Origin of the sequence: Rhizobium sp. WYJ-E13, assembly GCF_018987265.1 — a bacterium.
GTDB lineage: Bacteria > Pseudomonadota > Alphaproteobacteria > Rhizobiales > Rhizobiaceae > Rhizobium.
In genome coordinates this window covers 334,238-351,456 of sequence record NZ_CP076853.1, presented here as the reverse complement: position 1 = coordinate 351,456, position 17,219 = coordinate 334,238, and the positions used below count along the sequence as shown (strand labels likewise).

Annotated in this window: 15 protein-coding genes and 1 tRNA gene; 3 read left to right on the top strand and 13 right to left on the bottom strand. The window is 59.3% G+C overall.

Features of this window, described 5'->3' with window-relative positions; translation table 11 throughout:
- Positions 1-21: 21 nt before the first annotated feature.
- The 7 genes from KQ933_RS01715 to KQ933_RS01685 all read right to left on the bottom strand — a co-directional run bounded on the left by KQ933_RS01715 (position 22) and on the right by KQ933_RS01685 (position 7,786).
- Complete coding sequence (locus tag KQ933_RS01715; protein WP_216757094.1) at positions 22-864, bottom strand: dipeptide ABC transporter ATP-binding protein; 843 nt, start codon at positions 862-864, stop codon at positions 22-24.
- Positions 864-1,715 carry an ABC transporter ATP-binding protein gene (locus tag KQ933_RS01710; protein WP_216757093.1) on the bottom strand — a complete coding sequence of 284 codons (852 nt, stop codon included), beginning with the start codon at positions 1,713-1,715 and terminating at the stop codon, positions 864-866. The genes KQ933_RS01715 and KQ933_RS01710 overlap by 1 nt, the downstream gene beginning before the upstream one ends.
- A gap of 1 nt (position 1,716) precedes the next feature.
- Positions 1,717-2,607, bottom strand: coding sequence for an ABC transporter permease subunit (locus KQ933_RS01705; RefSeq protein WP_216757092.1), 891 nt, complete (start codon positions 2,605-2,607; stop codon positions 1,717-1,719).
- Between the two features lie 9 nt (positions 2,608-2,616).
- Positions 2,617-3,621 carry an ABC transporter permease subunit gene (locus tag KQ933_RS01700; RefSeq protein WP_216757091.1) on the bottom strand — a complete coding sequence of 335 codons (1,005 nt, stop codon included), beginning with the start codon at positions 3,619-3,621 and terminating at the stop codon, positions 2,617-2,619.
- Positions 3,622-3,707: 86 nt separating this feature from the next.
- Positions 3,708-5,303, bottom strand: a complete 1,596-nt coding sequence (locus KQ933_RS01695; protein ID WP_216757090.1) for an ABC transporter substrate-binding protein — start codon at positions 5,301-5,303, stop codon at positions 3,708-3,710.
- A gap of 336 nt (positions 5,304-5,639) precedes the next feature.
- The gene (rirA, locus tag KQ933_RS01690; protein ID WP_216757089.1) at positions 5,640-6,119 is read right to left on the bottom strand and encodes an iron-responsive transcriptional regulator RirA; all 480 of its coding nucleotides are present in this window, start codon (positions 6,117-6,119) and stop codon (positions 5,640-5,642) included.
- Positions 6,120-6,289: 170 nt separating this feature from the next.
- Positions 6,290-7,786: a CoA-acylating methylmalonate-semialdehyde dehydrogenase gene (locus KQ933_RS01685; protein WP_216757088.1), complete on the bottom strand. Its 1,497-nt coding sequence runs from the start codon at positions 7,784-7,786 to the stop codon at positions 6,290-6,292.
- A gap of 171 nt (positions 7,787-7,957) precedes the next feature.
- On the opposite strand from KQ933_RS01685, the gene KQ933_RS01680 reads away from it, so the two are divergent.
- Positions 7,958-8,272 (top strand): putative quinol monooxygenase, encoded by a 315-nt coding sequence (locus tag KQ933_RS01680; protein WP_216757087.1) that lies wholly within the window; start codon positions 7,958-7,960, stop codon positions 8,270-8,272.
- Complete coding sequence (locus tag KQ933_RS01675; RefSeq protein ID WP_216757086.1) at positions 8,269-9,150, top strand: LysR family transcriptional regulator; 882 nt, start codon at positions 8,269-8,271, stop codon at positions 9,148-9,150. The genes KQ933_RS01680 and KQ933_RS01675 overlap by 4 nt, the downstream gene beginning before the upstream one ends.
- A gap of 59 nt (positions 9,151-9,209) precedes the next feature.
- Here the strand turns inward: KQ933_RS01675 and KQ933_RS01670 are convergent, their stop codons facing one another.
- The 5 genes from KQ933_RS01670 to KQ933_RS01650 all read right to left on the bottom strand — a co-directional run bounded on the left by KQ933_RS01670 (position 9,210) and on the right by KQ933_RS01650 (position 11,020).
- Complete coding sequence (locus tag KQ933_RS01670) at positions 9,210-9,368, bottom strand: hypothetical protein (protein WP_216757085.1); 159 nt, start codon at positions 9,366-9,368, stop codon at positions 9,210-9,212.
- A gap of 30 nt (positions 9,369-9,398) precedes the next feature.
- Positions 9,399-9,800: a DUF4174 domain-containing protein gene (locus KQ933_RS01665; RefSeq protein WP_216757084.1), complete on the bottom strand. Its 402-nt coding sequence runs from the start codon at positions 9,798-9,800 to the stop codon at positions 9,399-9,401.
- Between the two features lie 98 nt (positions 9,801-9,898).
- Positions 9,899-10,138 (bottom strand): helix-turn-helix domain-containing protein, encoded by a 240-nt coding sequence (locus KQ933_RS01660; RefSeq protein ID WP_216757083.1) that lies wholly within the window; start codon positions 10,136-10,138, stop codon positions 9,899-9,901.
- Positions 10,139-10,362: 224 nt separating this feature from the next.
- A tRNA-His gene (locus tag KQ933_RS01655) sits at positions 10,363-10,439 on the bottom strand.
- 131 nt (positions 10,440-10,570) lie between these two features.
- The gene (locus KQ933_RS01650) at positions 10,571-11,020 is read right to left on the bottom strand and encodes a phasin (RefSeq protein WP_037109051.1); all 450 of its coding nucleotides are present in this window, start codon (positions 11,018-11,020) and stop codon (positions 10,571-10,573) included.
- Positions 11,021-11,233: 213 nt separating this feature from the next.
- On the opposite strand from KQ933_RS01650, the gene KQ933_RS01645 reads away from it, so the two are divergent.
- Positions 11,234-14,968 (top strand): PAS domain-containing sensor histidine kinase, encoded by a 3,735-nt coding sequence (locus KQ933_RS01645; protein WP_216757082.1) that lies wholly within the window; start codon positions 11,234-11,236, stop codon positions 14,966-14,968.
- A 277-nt stretch (positions 14,969-15,245) separates the two neighbouring features.
- On the opposite strand, the gene KQ933_RS01640 is transcribed toward KQ933_RS01645, so the two are convergent.
- Positions 15,246-17,198 (bottom strand): acetoacetate--CoA ligase, encoded by a 1,953-nt coding sequence (locus tag KQ933_RS01640; RefSeq protein ID WP_216757081.1) that lies wholly within the window; start codon positions 17,196-17,198, stop codon positions 15,246-15,248.
- Positions 17,199-17,219 lie beyond the last annotated feature (21 nt).

Sequence of the window (17,219 nt, the reverse complement as noted above, 5' to 3'; positions counted from 1 at the left end):
CGGCACTGGAAATCTGCGGCCTCAGGAGGCCGCAGACAGGGCAGCATTCTTGCGTGCAAGGCGTGCCTTGATGGTATCGACATCTGCACGCGGCGTCGCTGCAAACAGGGTCTTCGTATAGCTGTGCTGCGGATCGTTGAAAACCTGGTCGCGCGTGCCGTATTCGACCGCTTCGCCGAAATACATCACCATCACCTCGTCTGCCATGTAGCGAACGACCGAAAGGTCGTGGCTGATGAAGACATAGGTGAGGTTCAGTTCGTCCTGCAGGTCCGCGAGCAGGTTCAGCACCTGCGCCTGCACCGACAGATCAAGTGCGGAGACCGGCTCGTCGAGAACCAGAAGCCGGGGCTTCAGCATCAGTGCGCGCGCAATGGCGATACGCTGGCGCTGACCGCCCGAGAACATATGCGGAAAGCGGTTGAAGTGAACGTCCTGCAGGCCGACCTTCTTCAGCATCGCCATCGCCAGGTCGCGTCGCTCGGCAGCCGGCGTATTGGTGTTGATGATCAGCGGTTCCATCAGGATGTCGCCGATCTTCTTGCGCGGGTTCAGAGATCCGTAGGGATTCTGGAAGACGATCTGGACCTTCCGGCGAATTTCCGGCGTCAAATCGCCCTCGAAGATATCGACCTTCTTGCCGTCGATGAAGAGTTCGCCTGATGTGGCCGGGTCGATCATCGTCACGATACGGGCAAGCGTCGACTTGCCGCAGCCGCTTTCGCCGACGATCGCAAGCGTCTTGCCCTGCTCCACGCTGAAGCTCACACCCTTGACAGCATGGACCGTTCGCGCCTTCTTGAAGAGGCCGCCCGGCAGGTAATAGTCGCGGACGATGTTCTTTCCTTCGAGAACTGGCGTCATCAGGCCGCTCCCTCCACAGTCTTGTTCGGATTGAAAAGCTCGCCGATGGTCGGCAGCCGGTCGCCCGTCGCGTTTTCCGGAAGGGCGGCGAGCAGTGCCCGCGTGTAATCGCTCTTCGGGGATTCGAAGAGCGACAGCACGTCGGCCTCTTCCATCTTGCGGCCCTTGTACTGGACAATCACGCGGTCGGCCGTTTCGGCGACCACACCCATATTGTGCGTGATCATGATCAGGCCCATGCGATGCTCCGTCTGCAGGCGCATCAGCAGATCGAGGATCTGCTTCTGGATGGTCACGTCGAGTGCCGTGGTCGGTTCGTCGGCGATCAGGAGCTTCGGGTTGCAGGCAATCGCGATGGCGATCATGACGCGCTGGCACTGGCCGCCCGACATCTGATGCGGGAAGTGGCCCAGCCGCTCGGCAGGATCGGGAATGCCGACCGCCTGGAAAAGCTCGATTGCGCGCTTGCGCCGCGCCGCCTTGTCGAGACCGAGATGAATTCTCAGCACCTCTTCGATCTGGAAGCCGACGGTGAAGCAGGGATTGAGGCTCGCGATTGGCTCCTGGAAGATCATCGACATATCCTTGCCGATGATTTCTCGCCGCTTGGCGCCGGACATGCCGAGCAGGTTCTGGCCGTCAAAGACCATCTTGTCGGCGGTCACCTTCGCCGTCCAGGGCAGAAGGCCCATGGCAGCGAGCATCGAGACCGACTTGCCGGAACCGGATTCGCCGACGATCGCCAGAACCTCGCCGGCATCGACCTTCAGCGAAACGCCATCGACGGCGCGGAAAGGTCCGGTCGAGGTCTGAAATTCGACGACGAGATTTTCAATTTCGAGAAGCGCCATCTCAGGACCTCTTCATCTTGGGGTCGAGCGCATCACGCAGCCCATCGCCCATCAGGTTGATGGCGAGAACGGTGATGAGAATGGCAAGACCCGGAAATGTAACAACCCACCAGGCGCGCGATATGAACTCGCGGGATTCGGCAAGCATCGTGCCCCATTCAGGTGTTGGCGGTTGAGCGCCCATACCGAGGAAGCCGAGGGCGGCTGCATCGAGGATCGCTGCGGAGAAGGCGAGCGTTGCCTGGACGATCAGCGGTCCGAGGCAGTTCGGCAGGATCGTCTTGAACATCAGCCGGAAGGTACCGGCACCGGCAACGCGGGAGGCCACGACATATTCCTTCTCACGCTCGCCCATCACGGCGGCGCGTGTCAGGCGCACGAAATGCGGCTGGTTGACGATCGAGATCGCGATCATGGCATTGAGCAGGCCAGGCCCCAGCACCGCGACGAGCACGAGCGCCAGAAGCAGCGACGGGAAGGCCAGGATGATATCCATGAGACGCATGATGACGATATCGACGCGGCCACGGAAATAGCCGGCAACGAGGCCGATCAAGACACCCGCAACCACCGACAGCGTGACGACCACGAGACCGATGAACAGCGAGAAGCGTGCACCAAAGATCAGACGCGAGAGAATATCGCGGCCGACGGCATCCGTTCCGAGCGGATAGGAGAGACTGCCGCCATCCATCCAGAAAGGGACGGACAGGAGAAGCTGTCGGTTCTGCTCGGTCGGCGCGTGCGGCGAGACGAGCGGTGCGAAGATCGCTACCAGAAGGATGATGAGGAAAACGAAGAGACCGATGACGGCGCCTTTGTTTCGTGAAAAGTAGTACCAGAATTCCGTCAGGGCGGAGGGCTGGTCGGATTTTGCAGTAACCGTGCTCATGGACCGCTCCTAGTGCCTGATACGCGGATTGATGAAGCCGTAGGTCAGGTCGACGATCAGGTTCACCAGCATAATGATGCCGGCAATCAATAGAAGACCGCCCTGGACGACTGCATAATCGCGCTTGAAGACAGCATCGACCATCCACTTGCCGATGCCCGGCCAGGAGAAGATCGTTTCGGTAAGAATGGCGCCTGCGAGCAACACGCCGACCTGCAGGCCGATCGTGGTGATGACCGGGATCATGGCGTTTCTGAGCGCATGAACGCCGACGACGCGCAGTGGTGAGAGACCCTTGGAGCGGGCCGTGCGCACATAGTCCTCGCCCAGCACTTCGAGCATGGCCGAGCGCGTCTGGCGGGCGATGACGGCAAGCGGAATGGTGGCGAGCACCACGGTCGGCAGGATGAGATAGCTGACGGCCGAGGCGAAGGCGCCCTTCTGGCCGGAGAGAAGACTGTCGATCAGCATGAGGCCGGTGACCGGCTTGAAGAAATACATCAGCGAGATGCGGCCGGAAACGGGCGTCCAGCCAAGATAGCCGGAGAAGAAGATGATGAGCAGCAGGCCCCACCAGAAAATCGGCATCGAGTAGCCGATCAGGGCGACGCCCATCACGCTCTGATCGAACCAGGTTCCGCGCTTGACGGCAGCGAAGACGCCGGCCGGCACGCCGAGAAGGATTGCCAAGAGGATGGCGCAGAGCGAGAGCTCAAGCGTTGCCGGGAAAAGCGTGAAGAATTCGCCGAGAACGGGGCGCTTGGTGACGATCGAGGTGCCGAGATCGCCGTGCAGCACTTTGCCGAGATAATCGAAATACTGCACATACATGGGCCGGTCGAAACCGAGATCATGCATGATCTGGGCGTGACGTTCGGGTGCCATCGTTCGTTCGCCCGACAACAGCATGACGGGATCGCCGGGAAGCAGGCGGATGAACGAGAAGGCAATGAGCGAAACGCCTAGGAAGGTCGGTATCAGGACCGCGAGGCGCCCGATGAAAAATCGCAACATAGCAGGTTGTCCAATAGTTTCCGGCGGTCAGGTGGAACCTGACCGCCGGTCAAGCCCGGTTTCAGCCGGGCAGTTTATCATTTTTCTTATTCGGCGATATCAACGCCGTCGAAGCGATGGATGCCGAGCGGGTCCATGTGGAAGCCCGACACCTTCTTGCTGACCGGAACGAAGACCAGCGAGTGGTCGAGCGGAGCCCAGGGAGCTTCCTTCTTGAAGATTTCCTGTGCTTCTTCGTAGAATTTCGTGCGGGCAGCAACGTCAGCCGTTTCCTTGGCCTTCGTCATCAGCGCGTCGTAGTCCTTGTTGCACCACTGAGCGCGGTTATTACCGCCGACAGCGTCGCAGCCGAGCAGCGTGTCCATGAAGTTGTCCGGGTCGCCATTGTCGCCCGTCCAGCCGAGGATGACGGCGCCATCTCGCTTCACGTCGGAGGAGAGCTTCAGGTATTCGGCCCATTCATGGGTGACGATCTCGACGTTGACGCCAACCTTGGCAAAGTCTGCCTGGATCAGTTCGGCGGCGCGGCGAGCGTTCAGCATGTACGGACGCGAAACCGGCATTGCCCAGACCTTCATCGACAGGTCCTTGACGCCAGCGGCTTCGAGAGCCTTCTTGGCACCTTCCGGATCGTACTTGTCGTCCTGGATCTTGTCGTTATAGGACCACATGGTCGGCGGGATCGGGTTCTTGGCAACCTGGGCGGCGCCCTGGAAGACGGCGTCTATGATCGCCTGCTTGTTGATCGCCATGTTCAGTGCGCGGCGGACTTCCGGCTTGTCGAACGGAGCCTGCTGGGTGTTGTAGGCGAGGAAGCCGACGTTCAGGCCAGCCTGTTCCATGACCGTGAGGTTCGGATCCTTCTTGAGGTCGGCAACGTCAGCAGCGTTCGGATACGGGACGAGGTGGCATTCGCCGGCCTTCAGCTTCTGGGCACGGACAGCGGCGTCCGGGGTGATCGCGAAAACGAGATCGTCGATCTTTTCCTTGCCCTTGAAGTAGCTTTCGTTCGCCTTGTAGCGGATGACGGCATCCGTCTGGTAGGCAACGAAAGTGAACGGGCCGGTGCCGAGCGGCTGCTGGTTGAGCTGAGCCATCTTGCGGTCAGCAGCGAGCTTGTCGGCATATTCCTTGGAAACGATGGAGGCGAAGTCCATGGCGAGGTCGGCCAAGAACGGCGCTTCCGGATTGTTCAGCGTGAACTTGACGGTCAGATCGTCAACTTTCTCGACCGACTTGATGAGGTCAGGGAAGCCCATGCCGGCAGCATATTCATAGGAGCCGCCTTCGACATATTTGTTCCACGGATTGTCCGACTTGATCTGGCGCTCGAACGAGAAAACCACGTCGTCGGCGGTGAGATCACGCGAAGGGGTGAAGAAGTCGGTCGTCTGGAATTTCACGCCGGGATGCAGCTTGAAGGTGTATTCCTTACCGTCGGGAGAAACCGTCCAACTGTCGGCGACACCCGGCTCGATCTCCGTACCACCGTGCTTGAATTCAACGAGGCGGCTATAGACCGTACGCGAAGACGCGTCGAAGGTTGTGCCTGCCGTGTAAAGGCTCGGATCGAAGCCTTCCGGCGATCCTTCGGCGCAATAGACAAGCGTCTTGGAATACGCGGCGGTAGCCATGACCGAAGCCAGGGCTGTCGCTGCGAGCAGGACAGAGAACTTTTTCATGATATCGTTTCCCAGGTTTGTTCTTTTTTGATCTTTAGAGATCGGGCGCTCATTACCCCGATCAGCGGGCCGATGGAACGATATTTATTTGCTGAAAGCAACGGGATCCGCAGAAAATTTTTCCAGAAAAGCAATTTTAGAAATTTTCGGTCAAAAATAGGCCAAAATTTGCAAGATTGAGGCAGATTTAATCCGATTCTCGTCGCTTTTGGTATAATTTCGCGCCATGAAAACGGTTTCAACGCACTCTGATATATCAACGCACCTAAGGACCAATGAAAAACCACGGCCATCGAAAATGACCGTGGTCTAGGAGGCTATCAGAGCATTCCGATATCAGGCGGCCGGTGCCGGAACAGCGGGCTTGCGATAATCGTGGTCGCCGGTAAGGCCGAGCAGGAAATTGATCTGCGGCCGCGCCTTGACCAGGTCGTCGATCGAATATTCGGTCAGCACATCGAAAAAAGCGTTCAGCGCCTTGCGCAGCGCCGAGTTCAGGCCGCAACTGTCAACCAGCGGGCACTCGATCGCGCCGTCTTCAAAACATTCCGCCATGGCGAAGCTGTCCTCGGTAACCCTCACCACGTCGAAGAGGCTGATATCCGTCGCTGGCTTGCCAAGGCGCACACCGCCATTGCGGCCGCGCACGGTTTCGACAAGGCCCGCCTTGTTGAGCGGCTGCAAAATCTTGAAAAGGAAGAGCTCGGAAACTCCGTATGCCCTGGCAATTTCCGGAATCCGGCTCAAATGTCCTTCATTGGCTGCACAATACATCAACATGCGAACCGCATAGTTGGTCTGCTTCGTCAACCGCATGCCAATCTCCTGAATCGTCTTTACAAAGCGTATATAGTGGCTTTCGCAGTTTTGAACAATTCCAAAATATGAAATTCACATTCACGTTTCCCGCGACTGCTCGCCGCAGCATTTAAAACGAAAACGGGCCCTTCTCAGGCCCGTTTCCACAATGGGGAAGGTTATTCGGATCACTTCATCGTCGGCATGACGAATTCGGCGCCGCCCTTGATGCCGGACGGCCAGCGCGCGGTAATGGTCTTGGTCCGGGTCCAGAACTTGATGGCGTCAGTGCCATGCTGGTTGAGGTCGCCGAAGCTCGAGGCTTTCCAGCCGCCAAAGGAATGGTAGGCGAGCGGCACCGGGATCGGAACATTGATGCCGATCATGCCGATATTGATGCGGGAGGCGAAGTCGCGGGCGGCGTCGCCGTCACGGGTGAAGATCGCAACACCATTGCCATATTCATGCTTCATCGGCAGGGAGAGCGCTTCCTCATAATTATGGGCGCGAACAACCGACAGGACCGGCCCGAAGATCTCGGTCTTGTAGATTTCCATCTCCGGCGTGACGTGATCGAACAGGCAGCCGCCGACGAAATAGCCGTCCTCATAACCCTGAAGCTTGAAATCGCGGCCGTCGACGACGAGCTTGGCGCCTTCTTCGATGCCCTTGTTGATCAGGCCCTGAATGCGGTTATAGGCGTCCTTGGTGACAACAGGACCCATGTCTGCCTTGTCGTCGGTGTAAGGACCGATGCGCAGGGATTCGATCTTCGGTACCAGCTTCTCGACGAGACGGTTAGCGGTTTCCTCGCCGACCGGCACGGCAACCGAGACAGCCATGCAGCGCTCGCCAGCCGAACCGTAGCCCGCACCCATAAGGGCGTTGACGGCCTGGTCCATATCGGCATCGGGCATGATGATCATGTGGTTCTTGGCGCCGCCGAAGCACTGGGCGCGCTTGCCGTTCATGGCAGCCGTGCCGTAGACGTAGCGGGCAATCGGCGTGGAGCCAACGAAGGAGACAGCGCCGATATCGGGATCAGTGAGGATCGCATCGACGGCGGTCTTGTCGCCGTTGACGACATTGAGGATGCCAGCCGGCAGACCGGCCTCGATCATCAGTTCGGCAAGACGGATCGGCAGAGACGGATCGCGCTCGGAAGGCTTGAGGATGAAGGCGTTGCCGCAGGCGATTGCAGGGGCAAACATCCACATCGGGATCATGCCCGGGAAGTTGAAGGGCGTGATGCCGGCGCCGATACCGACCGGCTGACGGATAGAATACATATCGATGGCCGGGCCGGCACCCTCGGTAAACTCACCCTTGGCAAGATGCGGGATGCCGCAGACGAATTCGCAGACTTCGAGGCCGCGGATGACATCGCCCTTGGAATCCTCGACCGTCTTGCCATGCTCGCTGGAAAGCAGCGTCGCAAGCTCATCCATGTGCTGGTTCAGGAGATCGACGAACTTGAAGAAGACGCGGGCGCGGCGCTGCGGGTTGGTGGCCGCCCACTTCGGCTGCGCAGCCTTGGCGTTTTCGACAGCGGCGCGCAGTTCCTCGACGCTTGCGAGCGCGACCTTTGCCTGCACTTCTCCGGTCGCCGGGTTGAAGACATCGCTGGTGCGGCCGCTGGTGCCTGCAACCTTCTTGCCGCCGATGAAATGACCAATCTCACGCATGGGTGTTCCTCCTGATCTTTTGAATGGCTCAACCATCGCACTTCAATTTGCACAAATCAATGCGCTGGAGTAAGCAACCGTTGTGCGTATATTATAGTTCTGCCGCGATAACCTGCGCTCCTGCATCAAAACTGGAACGGCACGCGGACAAGTCAAAGGGAGGTCAAACCGATGAGCGGGAAACCTGTCGTCAGGATGGCGGAACTGGAGATCGATCCGGGCACGATCAAAACTTATCGCGCGCTGCTGACCGAGGAAATCGAAGCATCCATCAGGCTGGAAGACGGTGTCCTTTCGCTGAATGCCGTCTCCATCAGGGATCATCCGAACAGGATCCGCATTCTCGAAGTCTATGCCAATAAGGAAGCATATGAAACTCATCTGCAGACACCGCATTTCCTCAAATATAAAAACGAAACATCAGGCATGGTGACATCACTGGCCCTCATCGACGTCGATCCGATTGCGATGCATTCAAAGCTATGAACTGGGATGACGTTCGCATTTTCCTGGCCGTCGCCCGCACCGGGCAGATCCTCGCCGCGTCGAAGAGGCTGGGGCTTAATCACGCCACGCTCTCGCGCCGGCTGACGTCACTGGAAGAGGCGCTGAAGACGCGGCTTTTCATCCGCCGGACGAATGGCTGCGAGCTCACCGCCGAAGGCGCAGTCTTTCTTGCGTCGGCAGAACGGATGGAAACGGAAATGCTCGCCGCGCAGGCCAATCTCGGCCAAACGGATACGGCCATTGCCGGAACGGTGCGCGTCGGCGCACCCGACGGGTTCGGAGTCTCCTTTCTTGCGCCGCGCATGGGCCGGCTGATCGAGCGCCATCCGGAATTGAAGATCCAGCTCGTGCCGGTACCGCGCTCCTTCTCGTTGTCGCAGCGTGAGGCGGATATCGCCATCACGCTGGAACGGCCGGAACAGGGACGGCTCGTCTCGTCCAAGCTCACCGACTATACGCTCGGCCTCTACGCATCGGGGGATTACCTGGCGCGGCAAGGAAAGCCCGAGGATATCGACGCCTTGAAGGCCCATCCGCGCATTGGCTACGTGGAAGACCTGATCTTCACTGCTTCCCTGAATTTCTCTGGCGAGGTGATGCGCAGCTGGGATGCGGGTTTCGAAATCTCGACGGCGATCGGCCAGACCGAGGCCGTACGCTCCGGCGCCGGCATCGGTATCCTGCACGACTATATCGCCCGGCAATACCAGGAACTGGTGCGCATCCTGCCGCAGGTGTCCATTCGCCGCGCCTATTGGACGACCTACCACGAAAGCGCCCGCGACCTGGTGCGCGTGCACAGCGTCATCGATTTCCTTCGGGAACTCGTCGATGAGGAAAGACAGATCTTCCTTTAGCACATATGTTTTACGCAATTCCGGACCCAAAACCGCTGCACACTTTTGCTGGAATTGCTTTAGAGATGCCTTGCCGGTTCCTCGTTCTCATCAGGATTGGGAAACGGCGTTTCATCCGGCAGGCGATCAGGTTCCGGCTCCTTGATCGGCGGCTCCGGTTTCCAGCCTGGCAGGGGCATCGGCGGCTGGTCGGGGATAGGTTCGTTCGGGACGGACATGACCGGCTCCTTTACGAGTGCAATATTGAATTACTGGTCTTGCCTGATGGCTTCGGCAGCGCGCACCGGCATGCTGTCGATGATGGCGAAAAGTTCGCCTGCACTGATTGGCTCGCTGGCCTTCAGCTTCACGATGCCATCCTTGCCAAGCAGGAAGGGGGCAAATTCGCCCGTGTCCGGCGCGTCCAGCTCTTGTCGGAGCGCCTTGCCGTCCAGTTCATCGCCGCTTCCGAAGAGCGGCTTTATGCTCGATCCGGCAAACCTGAGAATAACCATATCCCGCTCCTCAAGAGCGGCGCGGGAATTGTCCCGATCGGCAATCACAATGAAGACGCGGCTCTTACATTGGAACTGTTCGAGACTTGCGACAGCCGCATAGACGGCATTCGTCTCATCGATCTTCGTCGCGCCGTAGAGAAGGGTCTTGGACATACACGTTGAACGGCGCGGCAGGCGCAAGAGTTCCAACCATGTCCCGTAAAAAGGGGACGACGGCCGATCAGAAAATGCCGATCGGCCCTGTCGCCTCGTCAGATATGCAGAAAGGCGGAAATCGGAACCTGCAGGGCCGCAGCAATACGCCTAAGCTTTGCCGGATCGACACTTTCGCCATTTTCGATTTCAAGGATTTCGCCATTGGCCAGACCGCAGGTCACTGCGAGATCTTCAATGCTGTAGCCAACCGCACTGCGCGCGCCCTTAACCGCAGCTGCCACGTCGATCGGGGAAACAGCGGTCGATTCCTCTATGTTCTGAACAGAAATGGACATCAAATTCTCCTTAATGCCTCGGTGGATTGTCCCTACCCCCAGGCGGCAGGCCGCCAGCATTTCGCAATGCAACGAAAACATTGGGCAATTGCTGCATCGCACCGCACATAAATAGGTAAACGAATGTTAACGGCAATAGCAAAATGCGAGCAGGCATCATTTTGGCATCAAAAAGCGCCGATGCCGTGCATTGCCGAAGAGGAAAACCAACTTATGGGAGAGAATGGTACGGTTGGGGGGTCTCGAACCTCCGACCTCAGGTGCCACAAACCTGCGCTCTAACCAACTGAGCTACAACCGCACAATGCCGCGCTCGGCGCGACGGGGGTCACATACGAGGACTTGAACTTTAATTCAAGCCCCGATTTGCACTCAGTATACAAAAAGGCTGAACGCGCAGTCCAGCCTTTGTTGCGTACCGAGCATAGGAGATCAGGCAACCTTGAAGGATGCCATGGCCTTTTCAGCAGCTTCCTTGGAAGGCTTTGCAACCTTCTCGGCAACCTGCTTGGTGGTTTCCTGCAGCGACTTCGCCTGTTCGACGGTCAGTTCAGCCTGCTTGCGCAGAAAAGAGGTCTGCAGTTCAAAGAACTCGGCGACGGACTTAACACCGAGAAGCGCTTCCATGTGGGAGAGCGAGCTTTCTGCATTGACGCGGAGCGCGTCGATCGCCTTGAGGCCGATTTCAACGCTGCCGGCCTGCGCGGTCTGAACAGTTGCTTCCAGCGTCTTGCCGGCTTCTTCGCCTGCAGACTTCAATTTGGCATAGGCTTCCTTGGACTGCTGAGCACCCTTTTCGGCGAAGTCGCGGAAGGACTCAGCCAGCTTGCTCGGGTCGAAAGAGGCAATTGAAAAAACGTCGTCGGTCTTTATGGTAGCCATCGGATAGCGTCCTTTGAGATGGGCAGATCTCCTGCCGCGATAAATTGGATAAGTCTTATATAGCGCATCTTATTGTGCATTGCAACATCATTGTGCACTGCACAATACGTTAACCTTGCCGGCCGAAAGCTCTCCACTCTTCTGGACCGGTCGCAGACCTGCAGTTATTAATAAGCAGTTAATTTCAAGAGGCCGAAAGCGACAGGTTCGATCATGCCCGCAGTCCAGTATCCGTTCATCGACATTGCTGTGCATGCGCGGGTGCGTGAACGATTCTCGCGTGGCGAGGCCATGGTGCTTTTCTCTGCAGATCTCACACGTTTGCTCTGGGCGAATGGTGCCGGCGCCGAACTGTTTGGCCATGCAGAGGTTTATGACCTGCTCGATCAGGGCGTCGGCCATGCCGACATCACCTTCCGCCAGCTCGAGGCGGCTGCCCGCCAGCTTGGCGAGGTCGGCGACCAGAAAACCTTCATCATCCGCATCGCCAAGGGCTTCCAGCGCGTTCAGGCGCCGGCGTCATCGGAGCTCATCCGTCTCGCTTCAGGCGAGAAGGCCATCTTGTTTTCCGTTCCGGTCTCCGCGCACTCGCTGACGGCCGGCGCAAGTGCTGCGCAGATGCTTCAGGGCCTCGATGACCCGGATACGCATATGGCCGTGATCGGAGCGGAAGGCGAAGTCATTGCCGCTTCGCCAGGTTTTGCCTCGCTCGGCATCACACAGCAGGCGGCAAGGACACTCATCAGGCTTGCCGGCGCCCAACCGGACCGCCTGGTGAAGCGCCCGGTTGCGACCGGCCGTGGTTATTTGCCGGCTGCCGTTGGTAAACTCCACGACGATCCGGCACTCCATCTTCTCTTCGCGGTCGAAACGGCGATCGGTCACCTCGACCCGATCGAACCCTCTGCCAATACTGAAGAGACTGCGCCGCAGGAAACTGCGCCAGCAGAAGCCGCAGCGCGTGAAATTCCTGATGTTGCAGCACCTGTGGCAGGCTTTACGGAAGCGGAGGCCATCGACGCAGTCTCCGGCATTGAAGAGGTTGAGGAGACGCTGGAGGAGATCACCGGCGAGACCGGGGACACCGTTGAGGTGAGCGAACCAGTCGAAGCCCAGTCCGAGCAGCCGGCAAATCAGAGCATTTCCGAACCAGAAGCAGTCGTCGTCGAGGGCGCCAGCGAGCAAGTCGAGCAGCCGACCGAAGCGTCTGTTGCCGAGGAAGAAACCGTAGAGGCAAACGCAGGGGCTTCGGTCGACGAACAGGTGGAGCAGCCGGCCGCCTCCGCCGCCGAAAACTTCGCGGCAACTCCTGTCGCGCCCGGAGAGTCTGCAGCCGCCCCGAGGAAGAGCAGCTTCGTCTTCAAACCGAACAGCCGTGCCACCCGCTTCGTCTGGAAGATCGACGCGGGTGGCCGCTTCAGCGAAGTTTCTCATGAATTTGCCGAGGCCGTCGGCCCGCACGCGAGTAACATCATCGGCAGCGCTTTTTCCGATGTCGCAGCCCTCTTCAACCTCGATCCGGAAGCCAAGCTTTCCGAGGCCTTAGCGCGGCGCGATACCTGGTCCGGAAAGACGATCTACTGGCCGATCGAGGGCACAAGCCTCGTCGTACCCGTCGATCTGGCCGCCCTGCCGACCTATACGCGCAACCGCGACTTCGATGGTTTCCGCGGCTTCGGCGTGGTGCGCCTGTCAGACGCCCAGGAAGATCCCCTCGCTCTCGGCCTGACGCTCGGACCTGACGGCATCGGCCACGATGCCTCCTATCTCGGCCCGGCCAATGAAACCGCTCCGGAAGAAATGGCACAGAAACCGCCTAAACAGCCGGAGGAGCAGACTGAAGCGATTGCCGAAGCTGCGCCGCAGGCCGAAGAAGCGGTGAATCCGGAGCCGGATGTCGAAGACGACACCGTGTCGGAAGTGAAAGCGGCGACGGAAGTAACCGTTCCGGAAGAGACGATAGCTCCGGAACCTGTCGCCGAAGAGCAGTCCGCCTTCGAGCCCGATGTCGCTGAACAGCAGGAAGAACTGCAGCCGCGCGACACACAGGACGAACCGCCGGCGCTTCGCATTTCCGAAACGCCGAACCGCCGCTCCACCGACAAGATCGTGCAGCTTCACGGCGCCGGCAACGGCCTGACGGCTGCCGAGCAGGCGAATTTCCGCGAGATCGCCAAACGCCTCGAAGCCTTCGGTGCGCGCGGCGAGGAGCCGGCCACATCGCAGCCGGAATCTGATGTCGAGAAGCCGCCGGTCGCGGAAGAGACCGTTGCCGAAACGCCTGTCGCCGAGCAGACAGTTCCCCAAGAGACGATTTTCGAGGTCGCGGAGGAGGCTGATGCAAAGGCCGGGGAGATCCCCCTAGCCGAAGACGACGTAACCGAGGGTCTGCAGGAGACTGTCAGCCAGATCGAGGTTCTGACCAGTTTCATTCCGCCGCGCGTGAAGATGACGGACGGGCTCTCGGCTGCGACCGTCGATCTGCTGCCTGTTGCCGTGCTGATCCATGCCGGCGATCAGCTGATCCATGGCAATCCGGAATTCCTGCGGCTGACGGGCTACGATTCCGTCGAGGCCCTCTCCGAAGTCGGCGGCATCGATGCATTGCTGCAGCGCCACGACCTCGAAAACGGTTCGGGCACGATGATGCTCGTCAAAGCCGACGACAGGCTTGTGCCGGTCACGGCCCGCCTGCAATCGGTTCGCTGGGAAGATTCCAATGCCCTCATGCTGGCGCTGATGCCAGTCGAAAACCGGGAAGAAGGCAGAGGCGAGGTTATCCGGCTCGACCAGCGCTCCGACCGGATGGTGGAAAAGGTCGCCAAGCTGCAGGTCGAGGTGGAGGAGTTGCGCTCGATTCTGGAGACGGCAACCGATGGTGTCGTCGTCATCGGCACGGAAGGCGATATCCGCTCGATGAACCGCTCGGCAAGCGCCCTCTTCAACTACGACGAACAGGAAACGCGCGGCAAACCCTTCGTCATGCTGTTTGCCCATGAGAGCCAGAAGGCGGTGCTCGACTATCTGCATGGGCTTTCCGGTCATGGTGTGGCAAGCGTGCTGAACGACGGACGCGAGGTGATCGGCCGCGAGGCTGCCGGCGGTTTCGTGCCGCTGTTCATGACCATGGGCCGCCTGACGTCATCCAACGGCTATTGCGCTGTCATCCGCGACATCACCCAGTGGAAGCGCACCGAAGACGAATTGCGCAACGCCAAGGGTGCGGCTGAAACCGCCAACGCGCATAAGACTGATTTCCTTGCGCGTGTCAGCCATGAGATCCGCACGCCGCTCAACGCCATCATCGGCTTTTCGGATATGATGGCGAGCGAACGCTTCGGGCCGATCGGCCATCCGCGCTATATCGAATATGCAAACGACATCGGCCGTTCCGGACGGCATGTTCTCGATATCGTCAACGACCTCCTCGATATTTCCAAGATCGAGGCGGGCAAGATGGATCTCGACTTCGCCTCCGTCGGCCTCAACGAGGCGATCTCGGAAGCGGTTGCACTGGTGCAGCCGCAGGCCAACAGCCAGCGTGTCATCATCCGCACTGCCCTTTCGCAGTCGGTGCCCGATGTCGTTGCCGACTTGCGTTCGATCAAGCAGATCGCACTGAACATCCTGTCGAACGCCATCCGCTTCACGCCGTCGGGCGGGCAGATCGTCGTTTCCACCTCCTATGAGGCGAATGGCAGCGTGGCGATGCGGGTGCGGGATACCGGCATTGGCATGACGCGCAGCGAGCTCGACCAGGCGATGAAACCATTCCGCCAGGTGTCGTCCACGCAGTCACGCCATCGCGGCGACGGCACCGGTCTTGGCCTGCCGCTGACCAAGGCAATGGTCGACGCCAACAGGGCGATCTTCTCGATCAATTCGGCACCGAACGAGGGCACGCTGGTGGAGATCACTTTTCCGTCACAGCGGGTGCTTGCTGGCTAAGGCATTTGTTTCCAGGCGCTTCCGGACGCAAAACCGCTGGACATTTTTGCCGGAATTGCTCGCCAAAGAAAAGGCAGCCAGTGGCTGCCTTCGAGAGTTGGTGCTGGTAAAACAAGAGCTTAGTCTGAGAACGTCATGTTTCGGGAACCGCAGTTCCAGACCATCTCTTCATGTATGGTCTCCAAGTTGGCTTCACCTTTGACAAACCTTTCTTAACGAAAGGTTTCCAAGAGACAGAATTGATCAACGGCAAAAGCTTGTAGTTTAGCGTCCTCTGTCAAATCTTCAGCTCTTCCAGCCCGGCAAAAAGCTTCAGCGCCTCGGGGTTTGCGAGCGCCTCCTGATTTTTCACTGGCCGGCCATGAACGACCTCGCGCACGGCAAGTTCGACGATCTTGCCGGACTTGGTGCGCGGGATATCGGCAACCGCAATGATCTTAGCAGGCACGTGGCGGGGAGAGGCGCCGACGCGAATGCGGGTCTTGATCGCCTTCACCAGGTCCTCGGTGAGCGTGACGCCGGGCGCCAGGCGGACGAAGAGCACGACGCGCACGTCGTCATCCCAGTCCTGACCGATGCAGAGCGCTTCGGCGACTTCACCCATCTGCTCGACCTGATTGTAGATTTCCGCCGTGCCGATGCGCACGCCGCCTGGATTGAGCGTCGCATCCGAACGGCCGTGAATGATCAGGCCGCCATGTTCGGTCCATTCAGCAAAATCGCCGTGGCACCAGACATTGTCGAAGCGCTCGAAATAGGCGGCGCGATACTTGGCGCCATCAGGATCGTTCCAGAACATGACCGGCATTGACGGGAAGGCCTTGGTGCAGACCAGCTCGCCCTTTTCCTGACGGACCGGCTTGCCTTCGTCATTCCAGACGTCGACGGCAAGGCCGAGGCCAGCTCCCTGGATCTCACCGCGCCAGACGGGCTGCAGGGGATTGCCGAGCACGAAGCAGGACACGATATCCGTGCCGCCGGAAATCGAGGCAAGTTGGACATCTTCCTTGATACCCTCGTAGACGAAGGCGAAACCTTCAGGCGACAGCGGCGAACCGGTGGACGTGATCAGCCGCAAGCTCGACAGATCATGGCTCGTGCGCGGCGTCAGTCCGCTCTTGCGCACGGCATCGATATATTTGGCCGAGGTCCCGAAAATCGCGAATTTCTCCGCGGCCGCATAGTCGAAGAGCACATTGCCATCAGGCGCGAAAGGCGATCCGTCGAAAAGGCAGAGCGTGGCGCCGGAGGCAAGGCCGCTTGCAAGCCAGTTCCACATCATCCAGCCGCAGGTGGTGAAGTAGAAGAGCTTGTCCCCCGGCTGCAGCCCGCAGTGAAGGCGATGCTCCTTCAGATGCTGGAGAAGTGTGCCGCCGGCCGAATGCACGATGCATTTCGGTACGCCTGTCGTGCCTGAGGAAAACAGGATATAGGCCGGATGGGCGAAGGGCAGCTGGACGAAGTCGATCTGCTTCGGCTCGTAGGGAGCGATGAATTCGGCAAGCGTCTTGCCACCGGCGGTTTCGCGCGCGACCTCTTCGGCATCGCCGGCATAGTGAACGACAATGGTCGGCACACCGAGGCTCTTTGCAACGTTAGCCACCTTCGACTTCACGTCCTGCAGCTTGCCGTTATACCAATAGGCATCGCAGGCGATGAAAAGCTTCGGCGCGATCTGGCCGAAGCGGTCCAGCACGCCCTGCTCGCCGAAATCGGGCGAACAGGACGACCAGATGGCGCCGATCGAGGTTGCCGCGAGCATGGCAGCTACCGTTTCCGGCATATTGGGCATCATGGCCGCAACACGATCGCCCTCGCCGATACCGAGGGCGCGAAAGCCCTGCTGGAGCCGTGATACGAGCGAGCGAAGGCGATCCCACGACCAGCGGTCTTCGACCTTGTCCTCACCGCGGAAAACGATGGCATCGCCTGGCCCGCTTCCGCTCAGCAGGTTTTCGGCGAAGTTCAGGCGCGCCTCGGGAAAGAAGCGCGCTTCCAGCATGCGGTCGCCATTCACGAGAATATCCGCGCCGCGCTCTCCCTTCACGCCACAGAACTTCCACAAGGCCGACCAGAAGCTCTCCCGATCTGCGATCGACCAGGCATGCAGATCCTCAAAGCCTTTCAAGGCGAGACCGAAGTCCCGGTTGCAGTGCTGCATAAAGGCGTGGATCGGGCTATTTTCGATCCCATCTTCCGTGGGCTTCCAAAGCGGCTGATTTTCCTGCATTCAATCCTCCTCCCCAATGCG

What these genes read in the sequence shown, in the direction of transcription:
- KQ933_RS01715 (WP_216757094.1), bottom strand. Translation starts at nt 864, where the DNA reads ATGACGCCAGTTCTCGAAGGAAAGAACATCGTCCGCGACTATTACCTG.
- KQ933_RS01710 (WP_216757093.1), bottom strand. Translation starts at nt 1,715, where the DNA reads ATGGCGCTTCTCGAAATTGAAAATCTCGTCGTCGAATTTCAGACCTCG.
- KQ933_RS01705 (WP_216757092.1), bottom strand. Translation starts at nt 2,607, where the DNA reads ATGAGCACGGTTACTGCAAAATCCGACCAGCCCTCCGCCCTGACGGAA.
- KQ933_RS01700 (WP_216757091.1), bottom strand. Translation starts at nt 3,621, where the DNA reads ATGTTGCGATTTTTCATCGGGCGCCTCGCGGTCCTGATACCGACCTTC.
- KQ933_RS01695 (WP_216757090.1), bottom strand. Translation starts at nt 5,303, where the DNA reads ATGAAAAAGTTCTCTGTCCTGCTCGCAGCGACAGCCCTGGCTTCGGTC.
- rirA (WP_216757089.1), bottom strand. Translation starts at nt 6,119, where the DNA reads ATGCGGTTGACGAAGCAGACCAACTATGCGGTTCGCATGTTGATGTAT.
- KQ933_RS01685 (WP_216757088.1), bottom strand. Translation starts at nt 7,786, where the DNA reads ATGCGTGAGATTGGTCATTTCATCGGCGGCAAGAAGGTTGCAGGCACC.
- KQ933_RS01680 (WP_216757087.1), top strand. Translation starts at nt 7,958, where the DNA reads ATGAGCGGGAAACCTGTCGTCAGGATGGCGGAACTGGAGATCGATCCG.
- KQ933_RS01675 (WP_216757086.1), top strand. Translation starts at nt 8,269, where the DNA reads ATGAACTGGGATGACGTTCGCATTTTCCTGGCCGTCGCCCGCACCGGG.
- KQ933_RS01670 (WP_216757085.1), bottom strand. Translation starts at nt 9,368, where the DNA reads ATGTCCGTCCCGAACGAACCTATCCCCGACCAGCCGCCGATGCCCCTG.
- KQ933_RS01665 (WP_216757084.1), bottom strand. Translation starts at nt 9,800, where the DNA reads ATGTCCAAGACCCTTCTCTACGGCGCGACGAAGATCGATGAGACGAAT.
- KQ933_RS01660 (WP_216757083.1), bottom strand. Translation starts at nt 10,138, where the DNA reads ATGTCCATTTCTGTTCAGAACATAGAGGAATCGACCGCTGTTTCCCCG.
- KQ933_RS01650 (WP_037109051.1), bottom strand. Translation starts at nt 11,020, where the DNA reads ATGGCTACCATAAAGACCGACGACGTTTTTTCAATTGCCTCTTTCGAC.
- KQ933_RS01645 (WP_216757082.1), top strand. Translation starts at nt 11,234, where the DNA reads ATGCCCGCAGTCCAGTATCCGTTCATCGACATTGCTGTGCATGCGCGG.
- KQ933_RS01640 (WP_216757081.1), bottom strand. Translation starts at nt 17,198, where the DNA reads ATGCAGGAAAATCAGCCGCTTTGGAAGCCCACGGAAGATGGGATCGAA.